Annotated in this window: 15 protein-coding genes; 6 read left to right on the top strand and 9 right to left on the bottom strand. The window is 73.4% G+C overall.

Going from position 1 to position 19,784, the window contains the following annotated elements; translation table 11 throughout:
• Positions 1-3 precede the first annotated feature (3 nt).
• Together AB0M79_RS08130 and AB0M79_RS08125 are read left to right on the top strand one after the other, a co-directional pair.
• The gene (locus AB0M79_RS08130; RefSeq protein ID WP_364209408.1) at positions 4-1,974 is read left to right on the top strand and encodes a histidine kinase; all 1,971 of its coding nucleotides are present in this window, start codon (positions 4-6) and stop codon (positions 1,972-1,974) included.
• Positions 1,975-2,080: 106 nt separating this feature from the next.
• A complete protein-coding gene (locus tag AB0M79_RS08125) occupies positions 2,081-3,049 on the top strand; it encodes an AraC family transcriptional regulator (RefSeq protein WP_364209405.1) in 969 nt (322 codons plus the stop codon).
• On the opposite strand, the gene AB0M79_RS08120 is transcribed toward AB0M79_RS08125, so the two are convergent.
• From AB0M79_RS08120 to AB0M79_RS08100, 5 genes are all read right to left on the bottom strand, one after another.
• A complete protein-coding gene (locus AB0M79_RS08120; RefSeq protein ID WP_364209402.1) occupies positions 3,031-3,399 on the bottom strand; it encodes a hypothetical protein in 369 nt (122 codons plus the stop codon). The genes AB0M79_RS08125 and AB0M79_RS08120 overlap by 19 nt on opposite strands.
• A 347-nt stretch (positions 3,400-3,746) precedes the next feature.
• A complete protein-coding gene (locus AB0M79_RS08115; RefSeq protein WP_364209399.1) occupies positions 3,747-6,467 on the bottom strand; it encodes a cellulose binding domain-containing protein in 2,721 nt (906 codons plus the stop codon).
• Between the two features lie 268 nt (positions 6,468-6,735).
• A complete protein-coding gene (locus tag AB0M79_RS08110) occupies positions 6,736-7,146 on the bottom strand; it encodes a hypothetical protein (protein WP_364209396.1) in 411 nt (136 codons plus the stop codon).
• 91 nt (positions 7,147-7,237) lie between these two features.
• Positions 7,238-9,337: a hypothetical protein gene (locus tag AB0M79_RS08105; protein ID WP_364209393.1), complete on the bottom strand. Its 2,100-nt coding sequence runs from the start codon at positions 9,335-9,337 to the stop codon at positions 7,238-7,240.
• A gap of 257 nt (positions 9,338-9,594) precedes the next feature.
• Complete coding sequence (locus AB0M79_RS08100) at positions 9,595-10,722, bottom strand: S1 family peptidase (RefSeq protein WP_364209390.1); 1,128 nt, start codon at positions 10,720-10,722, stop codon at positions 9,595-9,597.
• A gap of 333 nt (positions 10,723-11,055) precedes the next feature.
• Between AB0M79_RS08100 and AB0M79_RS08095 the strand changes: the two genes are divergently transcribed.
• Both AB0M79_RS08095 and AB0M79_RS08090 read left to right on the top strand, forming a co-directional pair.
• Positions 11,056-11,733: a BON domain-containing protein gene (locus AB0M79_RS08095; RefSeq protein ID WP_364209387.1), complete on the top strand. Its 678-nt coding sequence runs from the start codon at positions 11,056-11,058 to the stop codon at positions 11,731-11,733.
• Positions 11,730-12,293, top strand: a complete 564-nt coding sequence (locus tag AB0M79_RS08090; protein WP_364209384.1) for a thioredoxin domain-containing protein — start codon at positions 11,730-11,732, stop codon at positions 12,291-12,293. Before AB0M79_RS08095 ends, AB0M79_RS08090 begins: the two co-directional genes overlap by 4 nt.
• 46 nt (positions 12,294-12,339) lie before the next feature.
• Here the strand turns inward: AB0M79_RS08090 and AB0M79_RS08085 are convergent, their stop codons facing one another.
• The 3 genes from AB0M79_RS08085 to AB0M79_RS08075 all read right to left on the bottom strand — a co-directional run bounded on the left by AB0M79_RS08085 (position 12,340) and on the right by AB0M79_RS08075 (position 16,868).
• Positions 12,340-15,000 carry a LuxR C-terminal-related transcriptional regulator gene (locus AB0M79_RS08085; protein ID WP_364209381.1) on the bottom strand — a complete coding sequence of 887 codons (2,661 nt, stop codon included), beginning with the start codon at positions 14,998-15,000 and terminating at the stop codon, positions 12,340-12,342.
• Positions 15,001-15,141: 141 nt separating this feature from the next.
• Entirely contained in the window at positions 15,142-16,626 is a 1,485-nt protein-coding gene (locus AB0M79_RS08080; protein ID WP_364209378.1) for a cation:proton antiporter, read from the bottom strand.
• A 17-nt stretch (positions 16,627-16,643) separates the two neighbouring features.
• Positions 16,644-16,868, bottom strand: a complete 225-nt coding sequence (locus tag AB0M79_RS08075; RefSeq protein WP_357539342.1) for a potassium transporter TrkA — start codon at positions 16,866-16,868, stop codon at positions 16,644-16,646.
• A gap of 207 nt (positions 16,869-17,075) precedes the next feature.
• Between AB0M79_RS08075 and AB0M79_RS08070 the strand changes: the two genes are divergently transcribed.
• Together AB0M79_RS08070 and AB0M79_RS08065 are read left to right on the top strand one after the other, a co-directional pair.
• Positions 17,076-17,363 (top strand): hypothetical protein, encoded by a 288-nt coding sequence (locus AB0M79_RS08070; RefSeq protein ID WP_364209375.1) that lies wholly within the window; start codon positions 17,076-17,078, stop codon positions 17,361-17,363.
• Between the two features lie 7 nt (positions 17,364-17,370).
• A complete protein-coding gene (locus AB0M79_RS08065; protein ID WP_364209372.1) occupies positions 17,371-18,015 on the top strand; it encodes a hypothetical protein in 645 nt (214 codons plus the stop codon).
• A gap of 135 nt (positions 18,016-18,150) precedes the next feature.
• Here the strand turns inward: AB0M79_RS08065 and AB0M79_RS08060 are convergent, their stop codons facing one another.
• Positions 18,151-19,767: a serine/threonine-protein kinase gene (locus AB0M79_RS08060; RefSeq protein ID WP_364209369.1), complete on the bottom strand. Its 1,617-nt coding sequence runs from the start codon at positions 19,765-19,767 to the stop codon at positions 18,151-18,153.
• Positions 19,768-19,784: the final 17 nt, after the last annotated feature.

Below are 19,784 nucleotides of genomic sequence, written 5' to 3'. Positions count from 1 at the left end.
GTCATGAGGGTCTCGCGGAGCTGGCTCACCCCCCTGCTGCTGGTGGCGGCGCAGTTGGTGGTCTGGCCCGGTGCGGCCCTGCTCGCCGGCCACCGGCCGGACCGGGTGTCGGTCGCGGCCGGCCTGGTCGCGACCGCGTTCGTCGCCGTCGCGCTCGGCTGGCGGCACCGGGCGCCGGTCACGGTGCTGGCCATCGTGTCCACGGTGGCGAAGCTCGGCTACCTCGCCACCTCGCCCGAGGCGCTGGTCGGCCTGGCCATCGCCGAGATGGTCGCGCTCTACACGGTCGCCGCCCGGCGGTCGGCCCGGGTGGCGCTCGTCGCGACCGCCGCCGTCGTCGTCATGGAGGCGGCGCTCACCGCCGGGCTGTACGACACCGGCCGCGGGTACGTCGGCGGCCTGCTCTTCAGTCTCACCCTCTATCTGCTCGCCGTCGGTCTCGGGCGGGGCCGCCGGCGGTGGTACGCGGCCCGGGCGGACGCGGCCGAGCTGCTGGCCTGGGCCGAGGCCGAGCAGCGGCGGGCGGCCGGCCTGGAGCGGGAGCGGCTGGCCCGGGAACTCCACGACGTGAGCGCGCACCATCTGACGTCGATCGTGGTGACGGTGACCGCCGCCGAGCGGCTGGCCGACCGCCGGCCGGAGCTGGCGGCCGAGGCGCTGGAGTTCTCGGCGCGTACGGCCCGGGAGACGTTGGCGGCGCTGCACCGGCTGGTGGCGGTCATGCGTACGACCGACGAGGCGGGGCCGGGCGGGTTGGACGAGCGGCTCGGTGAGCTGGCCGACGGCTTCCGGCGGCTGGGCCAGCCGGTGACCCTGGAGGCCGATCCGGTCGACGTCGGGCCGGCGGTGGGCGAGGCGGCGTACGGGATCGCCCGGGAGGCGTTGACGAACACGCTGCGGCATGCCCCGGGCGGCGCCGTACGGGTCTGCCTGACGCTGGCCGACGACGCGCTCGTGCTGGTCGTCGACGACGAGGGCGGCACGATGCGGCCGAGCGCGGGTGGGTTGGGTTCGGGGCGCGGGATCGTCGGGATGCGGGAGCGGGCCGCCGCGCTCGGCGGTACCTGCGAGGCGGGTGCCCGGGGTGACGGCTGGCGGGTCCGGGCGGTGCTGCCGTTCGACGGCGCCGCTGGCACGCCGCCACCCGGGGCCGGGTCGACGCCGGCCGGCTGGTGGCGGGGGCCCCGCGCGATGGACGGCGTCGTCGCGCTGGCCACCGTCGTGCCGCTGGCCGGTGGGCTGCTGGCGGGTTGGGAGGGGCCGCCGGTGCTGGCGCCGGCGACGACGGTGCTGCTGGCGCTGTTGATGGTCCTGCATGCCGTACCGCTGCTCTGGCGCCGGGACCGGCCCTGGCTGGTCCTGCTGGCGGTCGTCGGTTCGGCGGTGTTGTGGCCGGCGGCGGCGCTCTACGCCCGGCTGCCGGGTGACGCGGTGTGGCTGCTGGTGGCGACCGTGGGTGCGGAGCTGGCGGCGGTCTACTCGGTGGCGGCGTACGGATGGCCGAGGTGGGCGACCTGCCTGGCGGTGCCGGCGGCCGCGGTGGGCTTCGGCACCGCGCTGGTGGCGACCGCCGCCGCCGACGGGCGGCTGGGGGGTGCTCCGGCGACGCCGGCGACGGGGGCGACCATGGCGGCCACGCTCGCGATGCTGCTGCTTCCGGTGCTGGGTGCGGCGTGGGCGGCGGGTTTCACGGTACGGGTCCGGCGGGACCGCACCGTGGCCCAGGAGCGGGACGCGGTCGCCGAGGTGACCGCGCGGGCGGTGGCGGCGTCGCGGGCCGAGCGGGCACGGATCTCCGCCGGCCTGCGGGCGGCTGTGCTCGAACACGCGCAGGGGGTGCTGGCCGCCGCCGAGGCCAACCGGCTCGACGAGGTGGCGGCCGAGGCCCGCGCGTCGCTCGCCGCGATGCGCGAACTGCTCCGCAGCCTGCGGACCGCCCCGCCGCAACCCGGGCATCAGCCCGCCGATTCGTAGGCCGTCGATTCTCCGAAGCTGGCCCGATCGGCCGCACCGCCCCCTAGGCAATACTCAGAGTATGCAAATAGCAACAGATATGAATGCGACCGGTTGGGGTGACCGGTTGTCTTTCGCCACAACCAGACTGGACCGGTTCCGCGAGCTCTGCGACGAGTTCTACTACCCGGTCCGGGTCACCGCTCCCCGGGGCGCGGAGTTCGCGGCCTCGGTCGACGTCATGCGACTCGGTCCGATCACCGTGGGCGAGTTGCGGTACAGCGCCGAAACCACGATCGTGGCCGGCGACCTGCACGCGTACCACGTCAACATGCCGCTGTCCGGGCGGTTCGACAACGAGCACCGCGGCAAGCGCTTCGTCGCCCATCCCCGGCGGGCCTGCGTCTACCGGCCGGAAGGGTCCACCCGCATCCATTCGTGGGACAACAACGGCCGGCTGCTCGCGGTGAAGATCGACCGGTCGGCCGTGGAGGCGCAACTGGCCGCGCTGCTCGACCGCCCGCTCCGCGGGTCGCTGAACATGGGCAACCACATCGACCTGGCCACCGGAGCCGGGCAGAGCTGGGCCCGGCTGGCGATCCTGGTCCGCGACGAGTTCCACAACGGCGGCAGCGTGGTCGGTCATCCGCTGATCGCCGGACAGTTCACACAGAGCCTGATCAGGGGGTTGTTGCTCGCCACCGAACACCGGTACCGCGACGAACTGGACCAGCCGGCGCCGCCCAGCCGGCCCCGTACGGTCAAGCGGGCGATGGAGGCGATCGACGCCAACCCCGCCCACGGGTTCACCTGCGGCGAACTCGCGGAGATCGCCGGGGCGAGCGTCCGCAGCCTCCAGGAGGGGTTCCGCAGGCACCTCGGCCAGTCGCCGATGGCCTACCTCCAGAGCGTCCGGCTGGCCCAGGCCCACGAGGACCTGCGGCGCGCCAGGCCCGGCGAGACCACGGTGGCGGACGTGGCACACCGCTGGGGCTGGGGGCACCTGGGCCGGTTCGCGGCGGCCTACCGGGCGAAGTACGACGTACCCCCGTCGACGACGCTGCGAATGGGCAGCGGTCACTCCCCCGGTTCGTGACCGATCCGAGGCGGCGGCGACCCGGGTCCGGCCTCGCCGGACGGCGTGCCCACCCCCGGGTCACCGGCTTGCGCGGCTGCCCCCGGGGCCCGCGCGTCGAGCCGGTCCGGGTACGCGGCGTCCGGGGGGCACGCGGTCGGCCAACGCCCGGCGCGCAGCCCGGCCAGCGCCCGGTTGGCCGCCGCCAGTCCCTCGTGGACCCGGTCGGCGAGCACCGACCCGCCGGTCCCGTCCGGCTCGCCGCGCGACAGCGCCACGAGCTGGTCGTATCGGACCAGGAAGGTGAGTGCGTCCCGCAACGCGTCGGCCGCCCGCGTCAGATCACGTTCCAGCTCCGCCTGGCCCTCCATGCCACCCCCGCCTTTCTGCGGCACCGGCACCACCCAGCGTCGGGCGGGGCGGGCAGGGCCGTGGCGTGGGCAAGCCGTCCCGCTCGAACGGGCCGGCGCGTTCATTCCACTGCCCGGTGTGATTGGCGGAAGGCCCGCACGGAACCGTCGGCAACCACACTGCAACGGAATGTAGGTCGACCATCGCGGAGAGTCGATCCGAAGAGCGCGGAGACGATCCGGATCACGCGGGGTCGCCTGAACCCCACCCCGCCGCCCGGACGGTCACCCCGGCGCCGGCCGCGACGGGCCGCCGTGGCGGGTGGAGCAGCGTACGCGGGCCGACCCCGCGTACGCTGCTCAGCCGGTCAGCCCCGGGCGCAGGTGATCGGCGCCGGCACTCCGTTGGTGCCGGTCCAGCTGGCGGTGAAGCCGAACGTCGTCGACGCCCCGGCCGCGAGGTTGCCGTTCCAGGCGGCGTTGGAGACCGTGACAGCGGAACCGGTCTGGGTGTGGCTGGCACTCCAGAGCTGGGAGATGGTCTGCCCGTTCGGGAACGTCCAGCCGACCACCCATCCGCTCAGCGGCGACGTGCCGGTGTTGCGTACGGTCACCTCGCCCTGGAACCCGCCCGGCCATGAGTTCGTCACCTGGTACGTCGCCGTGCAGGCACCGCCCGGCGGCGGCGTGGTCGGCGGCGGAGTCGTGGGCGGGGGCGTGGTCGGCGGGGGCGTCGTGGGCGGCGGCGTGGTGGGCGGCGGCGTGGTCGGCGGCGGCGACGTGGGCCCGCCGAGCCGGTCGGCGACCAGGATGCCCCGGCCGTTGGTGCCCAGGTAGACCCGGCCGTAGACCCTCGGGTCACCGGTCAGCGCCTCGCCCGCGTTGCCGTACTGGTGCTTGTCGTCGTTGATCCGCACCCAGGCGGCACCGGTGTTGTCGGAGCGGTAGACGCCGGTCACGCCGTCGATGGTGCCGACGGTGAACAGCGCCGGGTACGTCTGCCCGGGCGCGGCCCGGCCGAACCCGATGTTCACCGCGTCCTCCACGTTGGACAGACGGGTGAACGACGTGCCCGAGTTCGTCGACCGGAACAGGCCGGTCTCACCGGCGAGCCAGATGTCGCCCTCGCGGCCGGCGACCGCCTTGAACTTCACGTTGCCGGTGCCCGGCAGTCCGGTGGCGGCGGTCGCGGTGAAGCTCGCCCCGCCGTTGGTGCTGACGTAGAACCTGCCGGCGCTGAAGCCGTAGAACTTGTTCGGGTTGACCCGGTCGGACTCCACAGTAGATCCGGTGGGCAGGCCGGTCGACTGGGTCCAGGAGTTGCCGAAGCCGACCGAGTAGTGCACCCCGACGCCCTGGGGCGCCCAGACGAACCGGCTGCCGTCGGCCGCCGCGGCGACCGTACCGCCCTCGTTGATCCCGCCCGGCTCGCTGCCCTGGAACCAGTTGGCCCCGCCGTCGGTGGAGAACGCCACGTGGCTGTCGTTGGGTCGGTCGGCGTCGTTGAAGTTGCCGGCCCGCACCATCACGCTCGGGTTGGTCTCGGCGTAGTCGAGGCTGGTGCCGCTGGTGAAACCGGGCTGGGTGAACAGCATCGGCGGCACCGCGTCGAGGTTGGTGTGCCGGAAGCCGCCGAGGTCGCCCAGCGCGCTGATCAGCGGTGCCGAGCCGGTCGGCGGGCTGATCAGGTCGAGTACGTTCGTCTCCTCCAGGCCCTTGACCATCGGCCGGATGGTGATCTGGCCGCCGGTGTCCCACTTCTTCAGGTCGGTGGAGCCGTAGATGGTGGCGCCGGTGCCGTACATGAAGCGGTTGGAGTCGTGCGGGTCGATCTCGACCGAGTCGTTCATCCAGCCGAGTTTCGGCGTCTCCTCCGGGGGTGACGGGTTGGCGCCCCAGCTCAGCCACGGCACCGAGGAGATGTCCATGGTGTATCGCTTGCTCCGGTTGGGATAGCTGGTGAAGTCCCAGGCGCGGGTCCAGGTCGCGCCGCCGTCGGTGCTGCGGAAGATGATCGCGTCCGGCCACCAGGAGATCTGGGTGGCGACCATCAGCGTGTTCGGGTTCTGCCGGTCGATGGTCAGGCCGCTGTAGCCGTAGTAGAGGTCGGTGCTGCTCGACGGCACCGGGCTGATCTGCGTCCAGGTGCCGGTCGCGGTGGCGTACTTCCACACGTCGCCCTTGCCACCCTCGTACGGGCCGCCGTTGTCGCTGGTGGCGATGTAGAGGTAGCCACCGACGGTGTCCAGCACGCCCTTGTGGGCCAGGAAGCCGGTCGGCTGCCCGGCCAGCCGCGACCAGGTGGTGCCGCCGTCGGTGCTGCGGTAGACGGTGTTCTCCTTGTCGGCCACGCCGACGTAGATGGTCTGGGTGGTGTTGCCGGCCGTACCGGTGCGCTTGTCGAAGGTCACCCACACCACGCCCGGCCGGTGGTTCAGGTAGCCGTTCGGGTCGTTCGGGTCCTGGGCGTAGTTGCCCGGGTTGGGGAAGCTCGCGACCTTGGCCCAGGTGGCGCCGTGGTCGGTGCTGCGCCACAGGCCGTTGCCGTTCGGCGCGCCCAGGTAGAGGACGCTGTTGCGGTTGGGGTCGATGGCGAGCCGCTCGCCCATGCCCCGGCCGGGCATGTTGCCGCCGAGCTTGAACGGCAGTTCGGTCGCCTGCCAGGTCGCGCCCTTGTCGGTCGACCGCAGGATCGCCCCGTTGTTCGGGTCCCAACTGTTGGTGTACATGCCGGCGGCGACGTACACCCGGTTGGTCTGCACCGGGTCGGTGGCGAGGCTGACGACACCGTTCCAGCCCCACCGGTCCCAGCCGATGTGGTCGAGCAGCGGGGTCCAGGACTGGCCGGCCTGGTCCCAGCGGTAGGCGCCGCCGATGTCGGTGCGGGCGTAGATCAGGTTCTTCTCGGTCGGATTGAACACGATCCCGGGTACGTAGCCGCCGCCGTCGATCCGGACGTTCTTCCAGGAGTACGGCTCCGAGGCGGCGGCCAGTGCGGGTGACGCGGTGCTGACGACGACGTGCGCCGCCACCGCCACCGTGCCGGCGGCCAGCACGGCCGCGAGCACACCGGCAAGACTTCTGCGCATGTAGGGCTACCTCTCATGGGTGCGCTGAGCAGACGGTTCTCCCACCGGCACGTCGAGAGGTGTGTGGGCGCGGGGGTACGGAGGGTGTGAACGCGCCCTGCGGCGTGCCGGAGACGGGAACGCGCGCCCTGCGGCAGGCAGGGACGCGGAGGTGGCGGAGCTGCCCTGGGCTCCCGCACCGGTTGGTGGCTCCCGCACCGGCCTCGCCCAAACATTCACACACAGATATCGACGCTGTCAAACATCTGCGCCTGCCGTGGGCGGCCGCTCAGGCGCCGGTCTCCGTGGCCGGTTCGGTGGTCGGCGTGGCCGGTGCGGTGGTGGCCGGTGGGGTGGTCGGCGGCGGGGTCGACGGCGACGGTGACGGCGGTCCGGTGGTCGGCGGCCGTGGTGGCACGGTCGCCGCCGGGATGGTCACCAGGCTGCCGGTCGGCGCCGGCGTGCCATAGCCGGTGCCGGGACCGGGGTCGACCGGCCGGCCGGGCAGCTCGGCCGGCGTGGGCGAGGGGATCACCTGCGGGCTCGGCCCGGCGGTCGCCGACGGGGCGACGGCCGGCGGCGGCTGGGGCGCGGGGCTGCCGCGCAGCAGGGTGCCGCCCAGCCACACCGCGGGACCGATCCCCACCGCCACGATCCCGGCGAAGAACATCGCCACATGCCTGTCCACCCGGGCACTCACGGCGCCAATACCATCACGCCGGCACCCGGCGGCGAGGCCGCGCGCCGCCACTGGACGGCAACGGTCGGATGACGTTTTGGTGACCGGTGCGTCACCTGTCCCCGAGCCGGAAGAGCACCGCGCCGTCGACCTCCTCGCGGGTGACCGGAAGGCCGTCGATCGGGCGGTCCAGCATGTCCTGCCAGCCGGTGCCGGGCAGGTAGCCGGGCAGCACGACGACCGTACGCACACCGAGTCCCCGCAGGTAGTCGATGCTGGCGGCGTCGGGGAAGGAGACGGTCATCGTCCGGGTCCGCGCCTGGGTCTGCGGCACGTGGGCGGCGAGGCCGTTGGCGATGCGCGGGAAGCCGTCGGTCGACCAGAGCATGTAGTGCAGTTCGGCGATGCCCTCGGGCGGCAGGATCAGCAGCGGTTCGGCGACATCGCGCAGGGCGAGCGGGGCGGGCGGGGCCGGCGGATGCGGGGTGCGGTTGACCCCTTCCAGCAGCACGAGGGCGAGCGGGACCAGGGCGAGGGCGAGAGCCATCCGGTCGCGCCGCCGACGTGCGGCCGGCGTCGGGACGACCGGGTGGTCCGCCGGCCCGCCGGAAACCGCCGGGGCGAGGGTGCCCGCCCGGCGTGGCGCGGGTATCCCCCGGCCCGGCCCGGCCTCGATCACCGGCACGTCGGCGGCCGGCGGTGCCGCCGGTCGCAGCCGGGGCACGCCGGCGACCACCGTGTCGTGGCCGGCCCGGGCGGCCGGCACCGTCGTGGCCGGCCCGTCCCCGGCGGCGACCGCCACGGCCGGCCCGTCTCCGGCGGCGATCGCCGCGTCCGCGTCCTTGCCGCCGGCCGGAGCGGCGGTCACGGCGGGCAGCGGCGCTTCCCCGCCGGTCGGCCGGTCCCTGCCGCCAGCGTCGTCCTCCACATCGGACGACGCGGTGCCGGCCATGCTCACCGCGCCGGCCGCGAGGAGGCCGAGCAGCAGGGTGGTCCACAGCACCAGCCGGCCGGGCGTACGCATCGCGTCCCAGCCCGGCAGCAGGTTCATCAACGTGACGTAGCCGGGATCGCCGTCGCCGAGGAACGAGCTTCCGGTGGCCAGGATCGCGCTGACCAGCACCCCGACCCCGAGCGCGATCCGGTGCCGCAGCCGCCACACGGAGAAGAACAGGCCGGTGACGGCGAGGCCGATCAGGGTGACCCCGGGCAGCAGCGTCATCTCCCCGGCGAACGACAGCGTCTCCCGGGCGGCCGCGTGCCGCTCGCCCCAGAGCCATGACTCCCCCGGCGCGGTGAAGAAGCCGCGCAGCGGCGGCGAGAACTGGTCGATGTGCGCGACCGTCCGCCGGCTGTCCGGGTGCAGCTCGACCACCTTGAGGTAGGGCAGTGCCATGAACACGGTGACGGCGGCGAAGACCGTGCCGCCGGCCAGGTCGGCGATCAGCAGCCGGCGGCCGAAGACCGGCCGCCCACGGCGCCACCAGGCCCAGCCGTAGCCGGCCGCGGCCACCAGCACGGCGGCGGCCAGGAGGTAGCCGAACGGCAGGCCGACGCCGAAACCGAGGGACATCTGCCAGGCCGCCACCAGCCAGCCGGCGACCACCCAGCCGGGGCGGCGCGACTCGGGCCGGTAGCCGTGCCGCAGCGACCAGCCGTGGCCGCGGGCCAGCATCGCCAGGGCGAGGGTGATCCCGCCGGTGGACAGCACGTGCAGGTGCCCGGCCTGGGCGAGCTTCCACGGCGCGTACGCGAAGGCGACGCCGGCCACCGCGGCGCCGATCCGGGTCGCGCCGAGCTGGCGGCCCAGCGCGTACGTCCCGAAGAACGCGAGCGCGTGCACCAGGACGTACAGGATGTTGTAGCGGGCGACGGCGGCCACCGGCCCCTCGCCGATCATGCCGAGCGGCGCGTATCCGAGCAGGGTGTCGGAGTAGGCGTAGGTGAACAGCTCGGGATAGAAGGTGTTGGAGTGCCACAGGCTGGTCGGGTCGGTCTTCAGCGCGTGCCCGCCCCAGGCGATCTGCCAGGCTTGCAGGGTGGGGTCGCCGGTGTCCTGCGGGATGGTGCCGGTGATGTCCCGCAGCGTCGGCCACGTGAACAGCGCGGCGAGCAGCAGGCTGCCGGCGGCGGCGATGGTCCATTCGTGGCCGGCCGCCCTCCGCAGCGCTGCGGCGAGGCGGGGCAGGACCGAATTACCTTCTACGGTCATGCGCCACCTCGCTCCGCTCGGCGATCGCATGACTGGGCCCTGAGCAGGCCGATTCCCTCACTACGCTCGGTCATAGCGACGTCCTTGCCGGGGGCGGGGCGCGGGAGGCGTCCGGGTGGTGACAGATCCTCCACTATGGCGCCGGCCGCTGTCGACCCCGTCCCGCGATCGACGCCGATCGAAGCCGGACGTGCCGGTGCCGGCGCCCCGGGGAGGAGGGGCGCCGGCACCGGCGGGCTGGGAAACGGGACAGGGGGTTACCCGGTGACCAGGGTCAGGCCGTAGGTGCTGAGGATCGGGTTCACCGGCTGGTAGTAGGTGGTGCCGCCGAAGCTGCAGTTACCGGAGCCACCGGAGGTGACGCCCTGGGCCTCGGTGCCGGTCAGCCAGGAGCCGCCGGAGTCGCCGGGCTCGGCGCAGACGTTGGTACGGGTCAGGCCGTAGACGGTGCCCTGCGGGTAGTTGACGGTGGAGTTCTTGACCTGGAGCGTGCCGCAGTGCCATCCGGTGGTGGAGCCGGAGCGGCAGATCGCGGAGCCCTCGGACGCCTCGGCGGAGCCGGTCACCGTGACCGTGCCGCCGGCGTAGTTGTTGACCAGCGGAGGCGTGCTCCAGCTCGAGTTGGTGGCCACCCAGCCCATGTCCTCGCCGGGGAACGACGAGCCCTGGAAGGTGCCCTGGGCGACGTTGTTGTAGCCCTGGGTCGGGGTGCCCACCGTGCCGCAGTGGCCGGCGGTCACGAAGCCGCCGACGACCGAGAACCCGACGGAGCAGCGGCCGCCCATGTAGTAGGCGTCGCCACCGACCACGTCGTACAGCGGACGCGGGGACTCGTCCACCGTGACGACGTCGACGGTCGCGGCGTCGACCCCGGCGGCCTTGATGAACTCGGCGGCGGCGGTCGCCGCGCCCGGGTCGGCGAGCAGGACGACCCGGTTGGACTTCGCGTCGACGTGCCAGCCGCTGATGGCGGCACCGGCGGCACCCGACTTGGCGTCCAACTTGGACTTGGTCGAGTCGAGGTCGGCGGCGCTGCGGTCGACGACCTTCGCGGTGGCGCCGGCGGCGCGTACGGCCGCCGCGTCGTGCTCGCTGGTGACGGCGACGACCAGGGCGGAGTTGTCCACCCAGGCACCGGCGAAGCCGGCACCGAGCTGCTTGCGCAGTTGCTGCTCGGTCTTCGCGGCGACCGCCTCGTCGGCGATGCGCTGGCGGGCCTGCGACTCGGTGAGCCCGAGGTCGCGTTCCATCGCGGCGAGCATTCCGGCCGGTACGTCGGCCGCGGGGGTCGGGGCCGCCGAGGCCGGCCCGCCGATGGCGAGCACGGTGGTCAGGCCCCCCGTCGCGACGGTGAGCGCGACGGCGGTGGCGAGGGTACGGCGCATTCTCGTCTCCTTCGTGTGGGGGATCCCGGACGCCCCGCTACCAGCGGTTAATGGGGGAAATCGGCGGGAAGGCCCCGGGCACGAATCAACTGCCATACCGACGTGGCTGAACTGGAGCAGCCAATAGGTAGCGGTCAACGTCCGGACGGATGATTGCCTCATCACCCGAAAGGACTGAACGCAGATTAACCATTGATCGAGATCTGTGGCTACATAACGTTGGGGTCATACCGCCGACGTTATGGAACCGGTATCACCCGCCCCGGACGACGCCGCCTCACCCGCCCACGGCGCAACATCGACCCTGGCAGGCTGACCGGAGGGAAGGTGACCATGGCGACGGCAGGGATGACGCGCACCGACGAGGAACTCCAGCGCGACGTTCTGGACGAGCTGAAATGGGACGCCCGGGTGCAGCCCAACGAGATCGGGGTCATCGCCCGCAACGGGGTCGTGACCCTGACCGGAAAGGTCGACAACTACGCGCGGAAGTGGTCGGCGGAACGCACCGCCCACCGCGTACGCGGGGTCCGGGCGGTCGCCAACGACATCGAGGTGCAGTTGTCCCCCGCGGCCGAACGCACCGACTCGGACATCGCCGACGCCGCGACCCGGGCCCTTGAATGGGACGCGTTCGTGCCGGTCGACAACGTCGACGTGACCGTCTCCGCGGGTTGGGTGATGGTGCGGGGCGAGGTCGAGTGGGAGTACCAGCGCCGGGCCGCCGAACGGACGGTACGCCGCCTCGCCGGCGTACGCGGCGTCACCAACGGCATGACCGTACGGCCCCGGGCCGGGATCTCCCCCGACGACCTGCGGCAACTGATCGGCGAGGCCCTGGTCCGCAGCGTCGAGACCGACGTCGACCGGCTGACCATCGCCGTACAGGGCGACCGGGTGGTGCTCAACGGGAGTGTGCGCTCCTGGCTCGAACGCGAGGAGGCCGAGCGGGTCGCCTGGTCGGCACCGGGTGTCTCGTCGGTCGACAACCGGATCAAGGTCAGCCTGTGACCGCGGCCGGGATCACACCGCTGCAGGTGACCGTCAGCCGGCTGCGCGCCGCGGTGACCGACGAGGATCACACCCAGGGGCCGCTGGACGCGCCGGCCACCGTGGTCGTGTACGGCGACTTCCAGTGCCCGCACTGCGCGGCGGCGTACCCGAACCTGCGGGAGCTGCGGCGGCAACGGCCGGGCACCGTACGGCTGGTGTTCCGGCACTTCCCGCTCGCCAACGTGCACCCGTACGCCGAGATCGCCGCGGAGACCGCCGAGGCGGCCGGCGTACGGGGACAGTTCTGGGCCATGCACGACTGGCTCTTCGCCCACCAGGACCAGCTCGACCCGGTGCACCTGGCACTGGGTACGCAGCACGTCGGCCTCCCGGTCGAGGAGGTGGCCGCCGAGGTCAACGACCACGTGCACCTCGACCGGATCCGGCGCGACTTCGTCAGCGGGGTACGCAGCGGGGTGGACGGCACGCCGAGCATCTTCGTCAACGGGACGCGGCACGAGGGGACGTACGCGCTGTCGGACCTGCTGACCGCGGTCGACGGCGCCGCCCGCCACTGAGCGAGGGGCGCCGGCCGCCGGCTTTGGTCCACAGTGGATACGACGGTCAGAGCAGGCGCAGTTCGCGGGCCCGGCGGACCGCCTCGCGGCGCCTCGTGGCGTCCAGCTTCCGGTAGATGTTGCGCACGTGCGTCTTCACCGTGTTGACCGAAAGCGACATCTCGGCAGCTATCTCCACATTGGACAGGATGCTCTGCAGGTAGCGCAGCACGGTCAGTTCCCGCTCGGTCAGTTCCTCCCCGGACGGCGGCGCCGGTGGCGGCGCGCCCGGCACCGGCCCGGCCGCCGTGCCGGTCGCGTCGATCAGCTCGTTGACCAGCGGCCAGTACGCGGTTCCCGAGTCGAGGTGCGCGGCCAGCAGGTCGCGCAGTGGCGGGCCGTACCGGACGAACACCCGCCGGAACCCTTCCGGCTCGGCGAGCGCGAGCACCCGCTCCAGCGCCCGGGTCGCCCGCCGCCGGTCGCCGAGCCGGCTGGCGGTCAGCGCGTCCAGCAGGCCGGCGTCGAGCCGTACCGCGAGCCGGTCGCCGGGCCGGCCGTCCTCCCAGGTGGGCAGCAGCCGCGCGGCGGTCCGCGGGTCGCCGCCGCGCAGGTGGGTACGGGACAGCGCCACCGCGACCGGTGCCGGCAGCGCCGTCGCCCCGTCCGCCGGGGCGGAGCCGTTCGGTCCCCGACCGGGCCGGAATCGGTCGACCAGCGGTCGCAGCACCGTCCGGGCGGTGTCCACGTCGCCGTGCGCCGTACGCAGCTCCGCCTCCGCGACGGCGAACCAGAGCGCGACGAACCGGGCGGTCGGCCGGCCGGACAGCACCGCCCGGCCGGCACGCAACGCCTGATAGCCACCGGTCAGATCGCCCCGGTCGTGGCGCAGCTCGGCGGTGACGACGTCGACCAGCGCGGCGAGCTGGGGCTCCTCGGCCCGCCCGGCGGCGGTGATCTCCGCCTCGGCCTCGTCGGGCCGGCCCCGCTCCGCCGCGACGACGGCCAGGGCCAGGTGGGCGTACGCGCAGTCGGGCGGGCGGACCGGGTCCTGGCACCGGGGCAGGGCGAGCACCTGCCGGGCGATCCGTTGCGCGGCGTCCAGTTCGCCGCGGAGCGCGCGGATCAGCGCCAGCCGGCTGCCGCAGGACAGCACGGCGCGGTCCGGCCCGGCCGCCTCCGCGTCGGCGAGCCCGTCGACCAGCACGGCCTGCGCGCCGTCGAGGTCACCGGCGGTCAGCCGGGCGGCCCCGAGCGCCGCCTGCGCCGCCGCCCGCTCCCGCCCGTCGCCGTTCGGTTCGACCAGGGCGAGCAGCCGGCTGGCGGCCGACCGCACCGCGCCGTCGTCACCGCCGAGCTGCGCGAACACCAGGTGGACGGCGGCGGCCAGCACCACGAACCGGTCCCGCCGCCCGCCGGTCAGCCGCCGCGCGAGTTCGTCGCCGAGCCGCAACCAGCTCCCGGCTGTCGCCGGGTCGTCACCGAGCCGGTCCAGCGCGTAGGCGAGCGCCAGCTCCGGCCCGGACCGGACCGCGTCGTCCGGCGGCGGCGGAGCCGGGTCGGTGGCCGGCCCGGCCGGGACGTACGGAAGCAGCTCCGGCCAGTGCCCGGCCAGGACGCCGGTGGCACCGGCCCAGTCGCGGGCGGCGAGCGCGTGCCGCAGCGCCTCGGCGGGCCGGGCCTGCCCGGCATGCCACGCCGCGGCGCGGCGGTGCAGGTCGGCGGCCGCACCCGGATCGTGCCGGTGCAGCTCGGCACGCAGCAGTTCGCCGAGCATCCGGTGGCACCGCCAGGCCGGCGGCCGGCCGCCGGCCGCGCGGACCAGCCCGGTGTGCCGTTCCAGTTCGCCGAGCAGCCGTTCGCCGTCCGGGCGGCCGGTCAGCGTCTCGACCAGTTCGCCGGTGAGCCGGTCGGCGACGCAGCCCCGCCGCAGCACGTCGCGCAGGTCGGCGGGCAGCCCGGCGAGAACCTCCTCGGCCAGGTAGCCGGCGATGACCGGGTGGTCGCCGGTGAACCCGTCGACCAGGCCCGCCGGCTCGGGGTGGCCCTTCAGGGCGTCCGCCGCCAACCGCAACCCGGCCGGCCAGCCCTCGGTGCGGTCGTGCAGGTCGTCGACGAGTCCGGCCGGCAGCGCGACCCCGTGCCCGGCGAGCAGCTCGGCGGCCTCGTCCGGGCCGAAGGTCAGGTCGGCGGCCCGGATCTCGGTCAGCTCGTCGGCGAGCCGGAACCGGTGCAGCGGCAGGGCCGGCTCCCGCCGGGTGCCGACGACCAGCCGCAGCCCCGCGTGCCGCAGCAGCAGGTCGACGCCGGCCAGCACGTCGGCGTCGTCGAGCAGGTGGAAGTCGTCGACGACCAGGGTGACGGGCTCCGGCCGCCGGGCGAGCGCGTCGGCCAGCCGTAGCGGCCCGTCGGAGCCGGCGGGGCCGTCGGGGCCGACGGTGGTGTCGAGTGCGGCGCGGACGTACGCCCAGAAGCGGTCGGCGCCGTCGCCGGCGTCGACGGACAGCCAGCCCGGCGGGCCGTCGGGCCGCTCGCGCGCCCAGGCGGCGAGCAGGGTCGTCTTGCCCCAGCCCGCCGGTCCGGTCACGATCGTGACCGGGCCGGCGGCACCGGAGTCGAGCAGCCCGAGGAGCCGCGTACGCCGTACCGACACCGCCGGTGCCGGCGGCACGGCCAGCTTCGACGCCAGCAGGGGAAGATCCCCGGTGACTTCGCGGTCCTCGCGCATCCGTCCCACCCCCGCGGAGACGAATCGATGGCTGCCAACTGCGGGAGCCGTGGCGGCCTCCCGTGCGGTCGGCGGTTACCCACCTCGGCGCGGTTCACCCCTTGCGGACGAGACATCTTCACCCGGCCGGTGGCGGGCGGTTCACCCGGTGGACCGGGCGGCCCCCATCGGTTCGCGGACCAGGGACTGGTCGATGAAGCAGTACTGCCAGTTCTCGCCCGGCTCCAGCGACCGCATCAGCGGGTGCCCGGTCTCCCGGAAGTGCGCCTCGGCGTGGTTGTTGACCGAGTCGCTGCAACAGCCGACCGCGCCGCAGGTCAGGCACATCCGCAACTGCACCCAGTCGTCGCCGGTCTCGGCGCACTGCGGGCACTCGTCGGCGTCGCTCTCGGTGATCTGGATCCGGTCGAGGTGGGTGCAGGCGGTGCTCGTCGTCTCCTCGCGGACGTAGCGCCAGTTGGACTTGATCAGCCGGTCCGGCATCACCCGGGCCAGGTAGCGCGACTGCGACGCGAGCAGCGGGCTGAGGACGGCGAGCACGAGTACGTAGAGGGCGACGAACGGGCCGATCCGCGGGTCGAGGCCGGCGGCGAGCGCCAGCGTGGCCAGGATCAGCGAGAACTCGCCACGGCCCAGGACGGTCAGGCCGACATTGGCGGCCCCGCGCTGGTTGAAGCCGAAGAGGCTCCCGGCGATCATGCCGGCGATCACGTTGACCACGATCGTCACCAGCACCGCGATCAGCACCGGCACCGCGACCGTGCCGATCGCGCCGATGTCGATGCTCAGGCCGAACGCCACGAAGAACACCGCGGCGAAGACGTCGCGCAGCGGCAGGACCAGCCGCTCGACCCGCTCCCGGACCGACGTACGGGCCACCACCAGGCCGATCATCAGCGCGCCGATCGCGTCGGAGACGCCGACCTCGGCCGACAGCCCGGCGACGAGGACCACCAGGCCGACCATCAGGATCGCCAGCAGCTCGTCCTCGTGACTGTCGATGATCTTGCCGATCACGCGGGCCCCGAACCGGGCCAGGGCGAACAGCAGCACCAGGTAGCCGAAGCTGATGCCGATCCGCAGCGCCAACTGCCCCGGTGAACTGGCGCCGGAGAGGATCGGCGACAGCAGGGCCAGGTAGAAGGCGAGGAACAGGTCCTCGATCACGATGATGCCCAGGATCACCGGCGTCTCGGCGTTGGTCAGCCGGCGCAGCTCGATGAGCAGCTTGGTGGCGATCGCCGACGACGAGATGCCGAGCGCCCCGGCGATCACGAACGCCTCCGAGGTGCCCCAGCCCAGCCCGAACCCCAGGACCAGGCCGGCGCCGACGTTCAGGCCGATGTAGCAGCCGGCCGCGATGAACAGCCGCTTCCCGCTGCCGAGCACCTGCTCGACCGGGAACTCGACGCCGAGATGGAACAGCAGCAGCACCAGGCCCAGCGACGCCAGCAGCGACAGGTCCTCCGGGTGCGGAATCAGCACCGGGCCGGGCGTGCCGGGGCCGAGCAGCATCCCGGCCAGCATGAAGAACGGTACGGTCGGCAGCCCGAACCGCCGGCCGGCGCGGGCCAGCAGGCCCGCGATCAGAACCAGGGCGCCGAAGCCGATCAGGTCAGCGTGCACGTGTGGGTCCCACAGCCTCAGTCGAAGAATGTGCCGGCGAGCACGGCCCCGACCTTGCGGGCCTGTTCCTCGGTCAGCTCGATCACCGCGACCGGCTCGTCCGACTTGGCGGTGAAGACGTAGAGGTCACGCACCCCGTCCCGGCGGGTCACCACCGAGACCCGGTCGGTGCTGCCACCCAGGTCGAAGTCGTAACGCTTGCCGATGCCCGGCAGCTCCTGCACCCGTACACCCTTGCCCATGACACCCACTCGCTTCGCTCGCAGTCGCCATGCGCCGGCCCGGGCCACCGGCCCGCCCGCTCATGACCGCTCTCCCCGACGACCGGACGGTCGCTCGTCGCCCGCAAAGCGTACGCGCCCCCGGGCCCGTACCGGAGCCACCGATCCCCCGGGATCGATCTTTTACATGCCCGACATTGATCACGCGTCCGGGCGGATACTCGGTCGGTGTACGAAGCCATCTGCCACGGCGGACCGCTCGACGGCCAGCACGCCATCAGCCGGCGCCCGGCGGGGTTCCTCCTCGTCGACCGGCCGGCCGGGCAGTGCTGGATCTACGACTACCGGGCGGACGCCGGCTTCGAGGTCCGGGCCCCGGACGGGATGCCGGTGCTGACCACCGGGCCGCGCGGCCGGCACCGGGCGGCCGAGGAGGGCCGGTACGACGTACTCGCCGCACCGTGGGTCGAAACGGTCGCGCCGTTCGACGGCGGCGCCCGGCGGCCGGGCGGGTGACCGGACGATGACCACCGAGACCACCCGGCAACTGCGGTACGCCGCCCAGAAATGGGAGGACGAGGCCGGCTACCCCTCGGCGGTGCTGTCCGGAATCGTTCCCGACGCCGCGCATCTTGCCCGCGGCGGCCCGCACGTGTCGATCGAGGACCTGCGGCTGCACGGCAACTATCCGGACTACAGCACCCCGGACCCGCTCGGCCGGCCGCCGGCGGTGGTGAACCTGAAGGCCGCCGCCGCGATCGACATGTCGGTCAGCCGGGCCGACATGGTCAAGTCGCACGGCCGGGTCTACCGGGTCTGGCTCGACCCGACCGACCCGCGCCGCCGCTACGTCAACGCGATCAACGTGTGGGACGGCGTACCCGGCAACCTGCCCGACCGGTTCAACTTCCAGACCGGCGAGCGCACCAAGACCGACCGCAGCCACGAATGGCACTGCCACGCCGACTTCGTCCGGTCGCGCTGGGACGAGCAGTCCGTCGGCCGCGACGTCGCCGACCGCGCCGCCCGCGCCTTCGTCTCGCTGATCAGCGGCGAGAGCCGGCAGACCTGGATCGACCGCGAAGGACCGGCCATCGCCGGCGAGGAGGCCATGGAGGCGTTCGGTCTCACCGGCCACCTGGGAGACGGTCGGCGCACGGCACGGTGAGGCACTGATGCCGGTCGACTCCAGCAATTGCGACACGACCCACGGCGAGATCGTCACCCCGATCGGCTGGGGCGTCGGGTACGGTCCCCGCCCTGGCCACCCGCGCCCACGCAGGATCCCTCAAGATCGCCCGAACTAGGCCTCATCTCTGCGGCGCAGGTTCTCCAGCAGGTCGCGGGCCTCGGTGACGGTGGGATGAGCGGGGCCGTGGCACCGGATCAGCGCGGGCAGCAGGGCGTCCAGCGTCTCGATCGCCGCCCGGTGGTGCCGGGCGCCGATCTGCAGCAGACCGATCTGGCGGCGCAGTTCGAGCGTCCGGGGGTCGTCGGGGCCGAACACCCGGCTTTCGTCGGTCAGCAGTTCACCCAGCTGCCGCAACGCCTCCTCGATCTGGCCGGCGAGCGCGTGGCAGGTGGCCGCCCGGAATCGGCAGTGCAGCACCGGTTCGGCGCCGGCGCCCCGTCGGATGGCCAGGTCCCGGGCCAACTGCTGGTAGACCGGGATCGCCGCCCGATAGTCGCCGCCCTCGAACAGCACGTCGGCCAGTTCCATCCGCAGGTCGAGCACCTCGCTGTCCGCGTCACCGAAGGCCTGCGCGCCCCGGTCGACGACCGCTGACAACACATCGGCGGCATGCCGGTACCGCGACTGCCTCATCAGCCGGTGTGCCTCGTCGCGGGCCCGCGACAGCTCGTCGCGGCCGGCCGGCGCGGCGTCAGCGACCATACGGCCGGAACGCGGCCGTGGCGCCGATGGCACCGACGCGGGTGGCGGCACCGGTACGACGGCTCCCCCGGCCGGCGGGGCGGGCGGCGGAACGGGCGCGGCATCGGCCAGTACCCGGCTGAGCACGCCGGCGTACATCCGGCTCGGGCTCGGGACCGTCGCCGGCTGCAGAACGCCGGGCAACGGCCCGAGGCCGGTGACGTACTGCAGCAGCTGCCGGTATACGGCGTCCGCGCCGTCCGGCCGGTCCTCGGGCCTCTTGTGCAGCAGAGTGAGCAGCAACTCCTCGAGACCGACCGGCACATCGGGCCGCAGCTCCCGGATCGGCCGGGGCGGCTCGTCGACCTGCCGGTTCATCACCGAGTACGGTGTCGACCCGGCGAAGACCTGCTCGCCGGCGAGCATCTCGTGCAGGGTGCAGCCCAGTGAGTAGAGGTCGGTGTGCGGCCCGCTCAGCCCCGCCTGGATCTGCTCGGGTGCCATGTATGCCGGGGTGCCGAAACTCTGTCCGGTCCGGGTGATCTTCGAGAAGTCGGTGAGGTCGAGCGCGACGGCGAGCCCGAAGTCGAGGACCTTGACGCCTCCATCGGATTCCAGCATCAGATTGCCGGGCTTGAGGTCGCGATGGACGAGCGACGCCTCGTGTGCGACGGACAGTACCGCGCAGGTCTGGGCGGCGATCGCGGCGGCCCAGCCGACCGGCAGCTGTCCCTGTTCGGCGATCAGGTCGGCGACGCTGATCCCGCTGATCCGCTGCATGACCAGGTAGGGCCGCTTCTGGTGGGTGCCGACGTCGTAGACGGCGGGCACGCCGGGATGTTCGAGCCGGGCGGTGATCCGGGATTCGCGAACGAATCGCCGGACGAGTTCGTCGTCCGGGACGTCCTCCGGGAAGCGGATGAACTTGACCGCCACCTGCCGGTCGAGTTTGGTGTCCCGCCCGCCCCAGACCTCGCCCATCCCGCCTCTGGCGATCGGCTGCCCGTCGAGTTCGTAGCGACCGTTGATCGTCGTCCGCCCGGACACCCATCGACCCTTCGTCG

The organism is Polymorphospora sp. NPDC051019, from assembly GCF_040683055.1.
In the GTDB taxonomy this organism is placed as follows: Bacteria; Actinomycetota; Actinomycetes; order Mycobacteriales; family Micromonosporaceae; genus Polymorphospora; species Polymorphospora lycopeni.
Note: the sequence above shows the minus strand (reverse complement) of the source record. Positions and strands in the feature narration are given on the sequence as shown.

Coding starts and splice junctions, on each gene's coding strand:
- AB0M79_RS08095 (WP_364209387.1), top strand. CDS start 11,056: ATGGCGACGGCAGGGATGACGCGCACCGACGAGGAACTCCAGCGCGAC.
- AB0M79_RS08085 (WP_364209381.1), bottom strand. CDS start 15,000: ATGCGCGAGGACCGCGAAGTCACCGGGGATCTTCCCCTGCTGGCGTCG.
- AB0M79_RS08075 (WP_357539342.1), bottom strand. CDS start 16,868: ATGGGCAAGGGTGTACGGGTGCAGGAGCTGCCGGGCATCGGCAAGCGT.
- AB0M79_RS08100 (WP_364209390.1), bottom strand. CDS start 10,722: ATGCGCCGTACCCTCGCCACCGCCGTCGCGCTCACCGTCGCGACGGGG.
- AB0M79_RS08130 (WP_364209408.1), top strand. CDS start 4: ATGAGGGTCTCGCGGAGCTGGCTCACCCCCCTGCTGCTGGTGGCGGCG.
- AB0M79_RS08065 (WP_364209372.1), top strand. CDS start 17,371: ATGACCACCGAGACCACCCGGCAACTGCGGTACGCCGCCCAGAAATGG.
- AB0M79_RS08115 (WP_364209399.1), bottom strand. CDS start 6,467: ATGCGCAGAAGTCTTGCCGGTGTGCTCGCGGCCGTGCTGGCCGCCGGC.
- AB0M79_RS08120 (WP_364209402.1), bottom strand. CDS start 3,399: ATGGAGGGCCAGGCGGAGCTGGAACGTGATCTGACGCGGGCGGCCGAC.
- AB0M79_RS08105 (WP_364209393.1), bottom strand. CDS start 9,337: ATGACCGTAGAAGGTAATTCGGTCCTGCCCCGCCTCGCCGCAGCGCTG.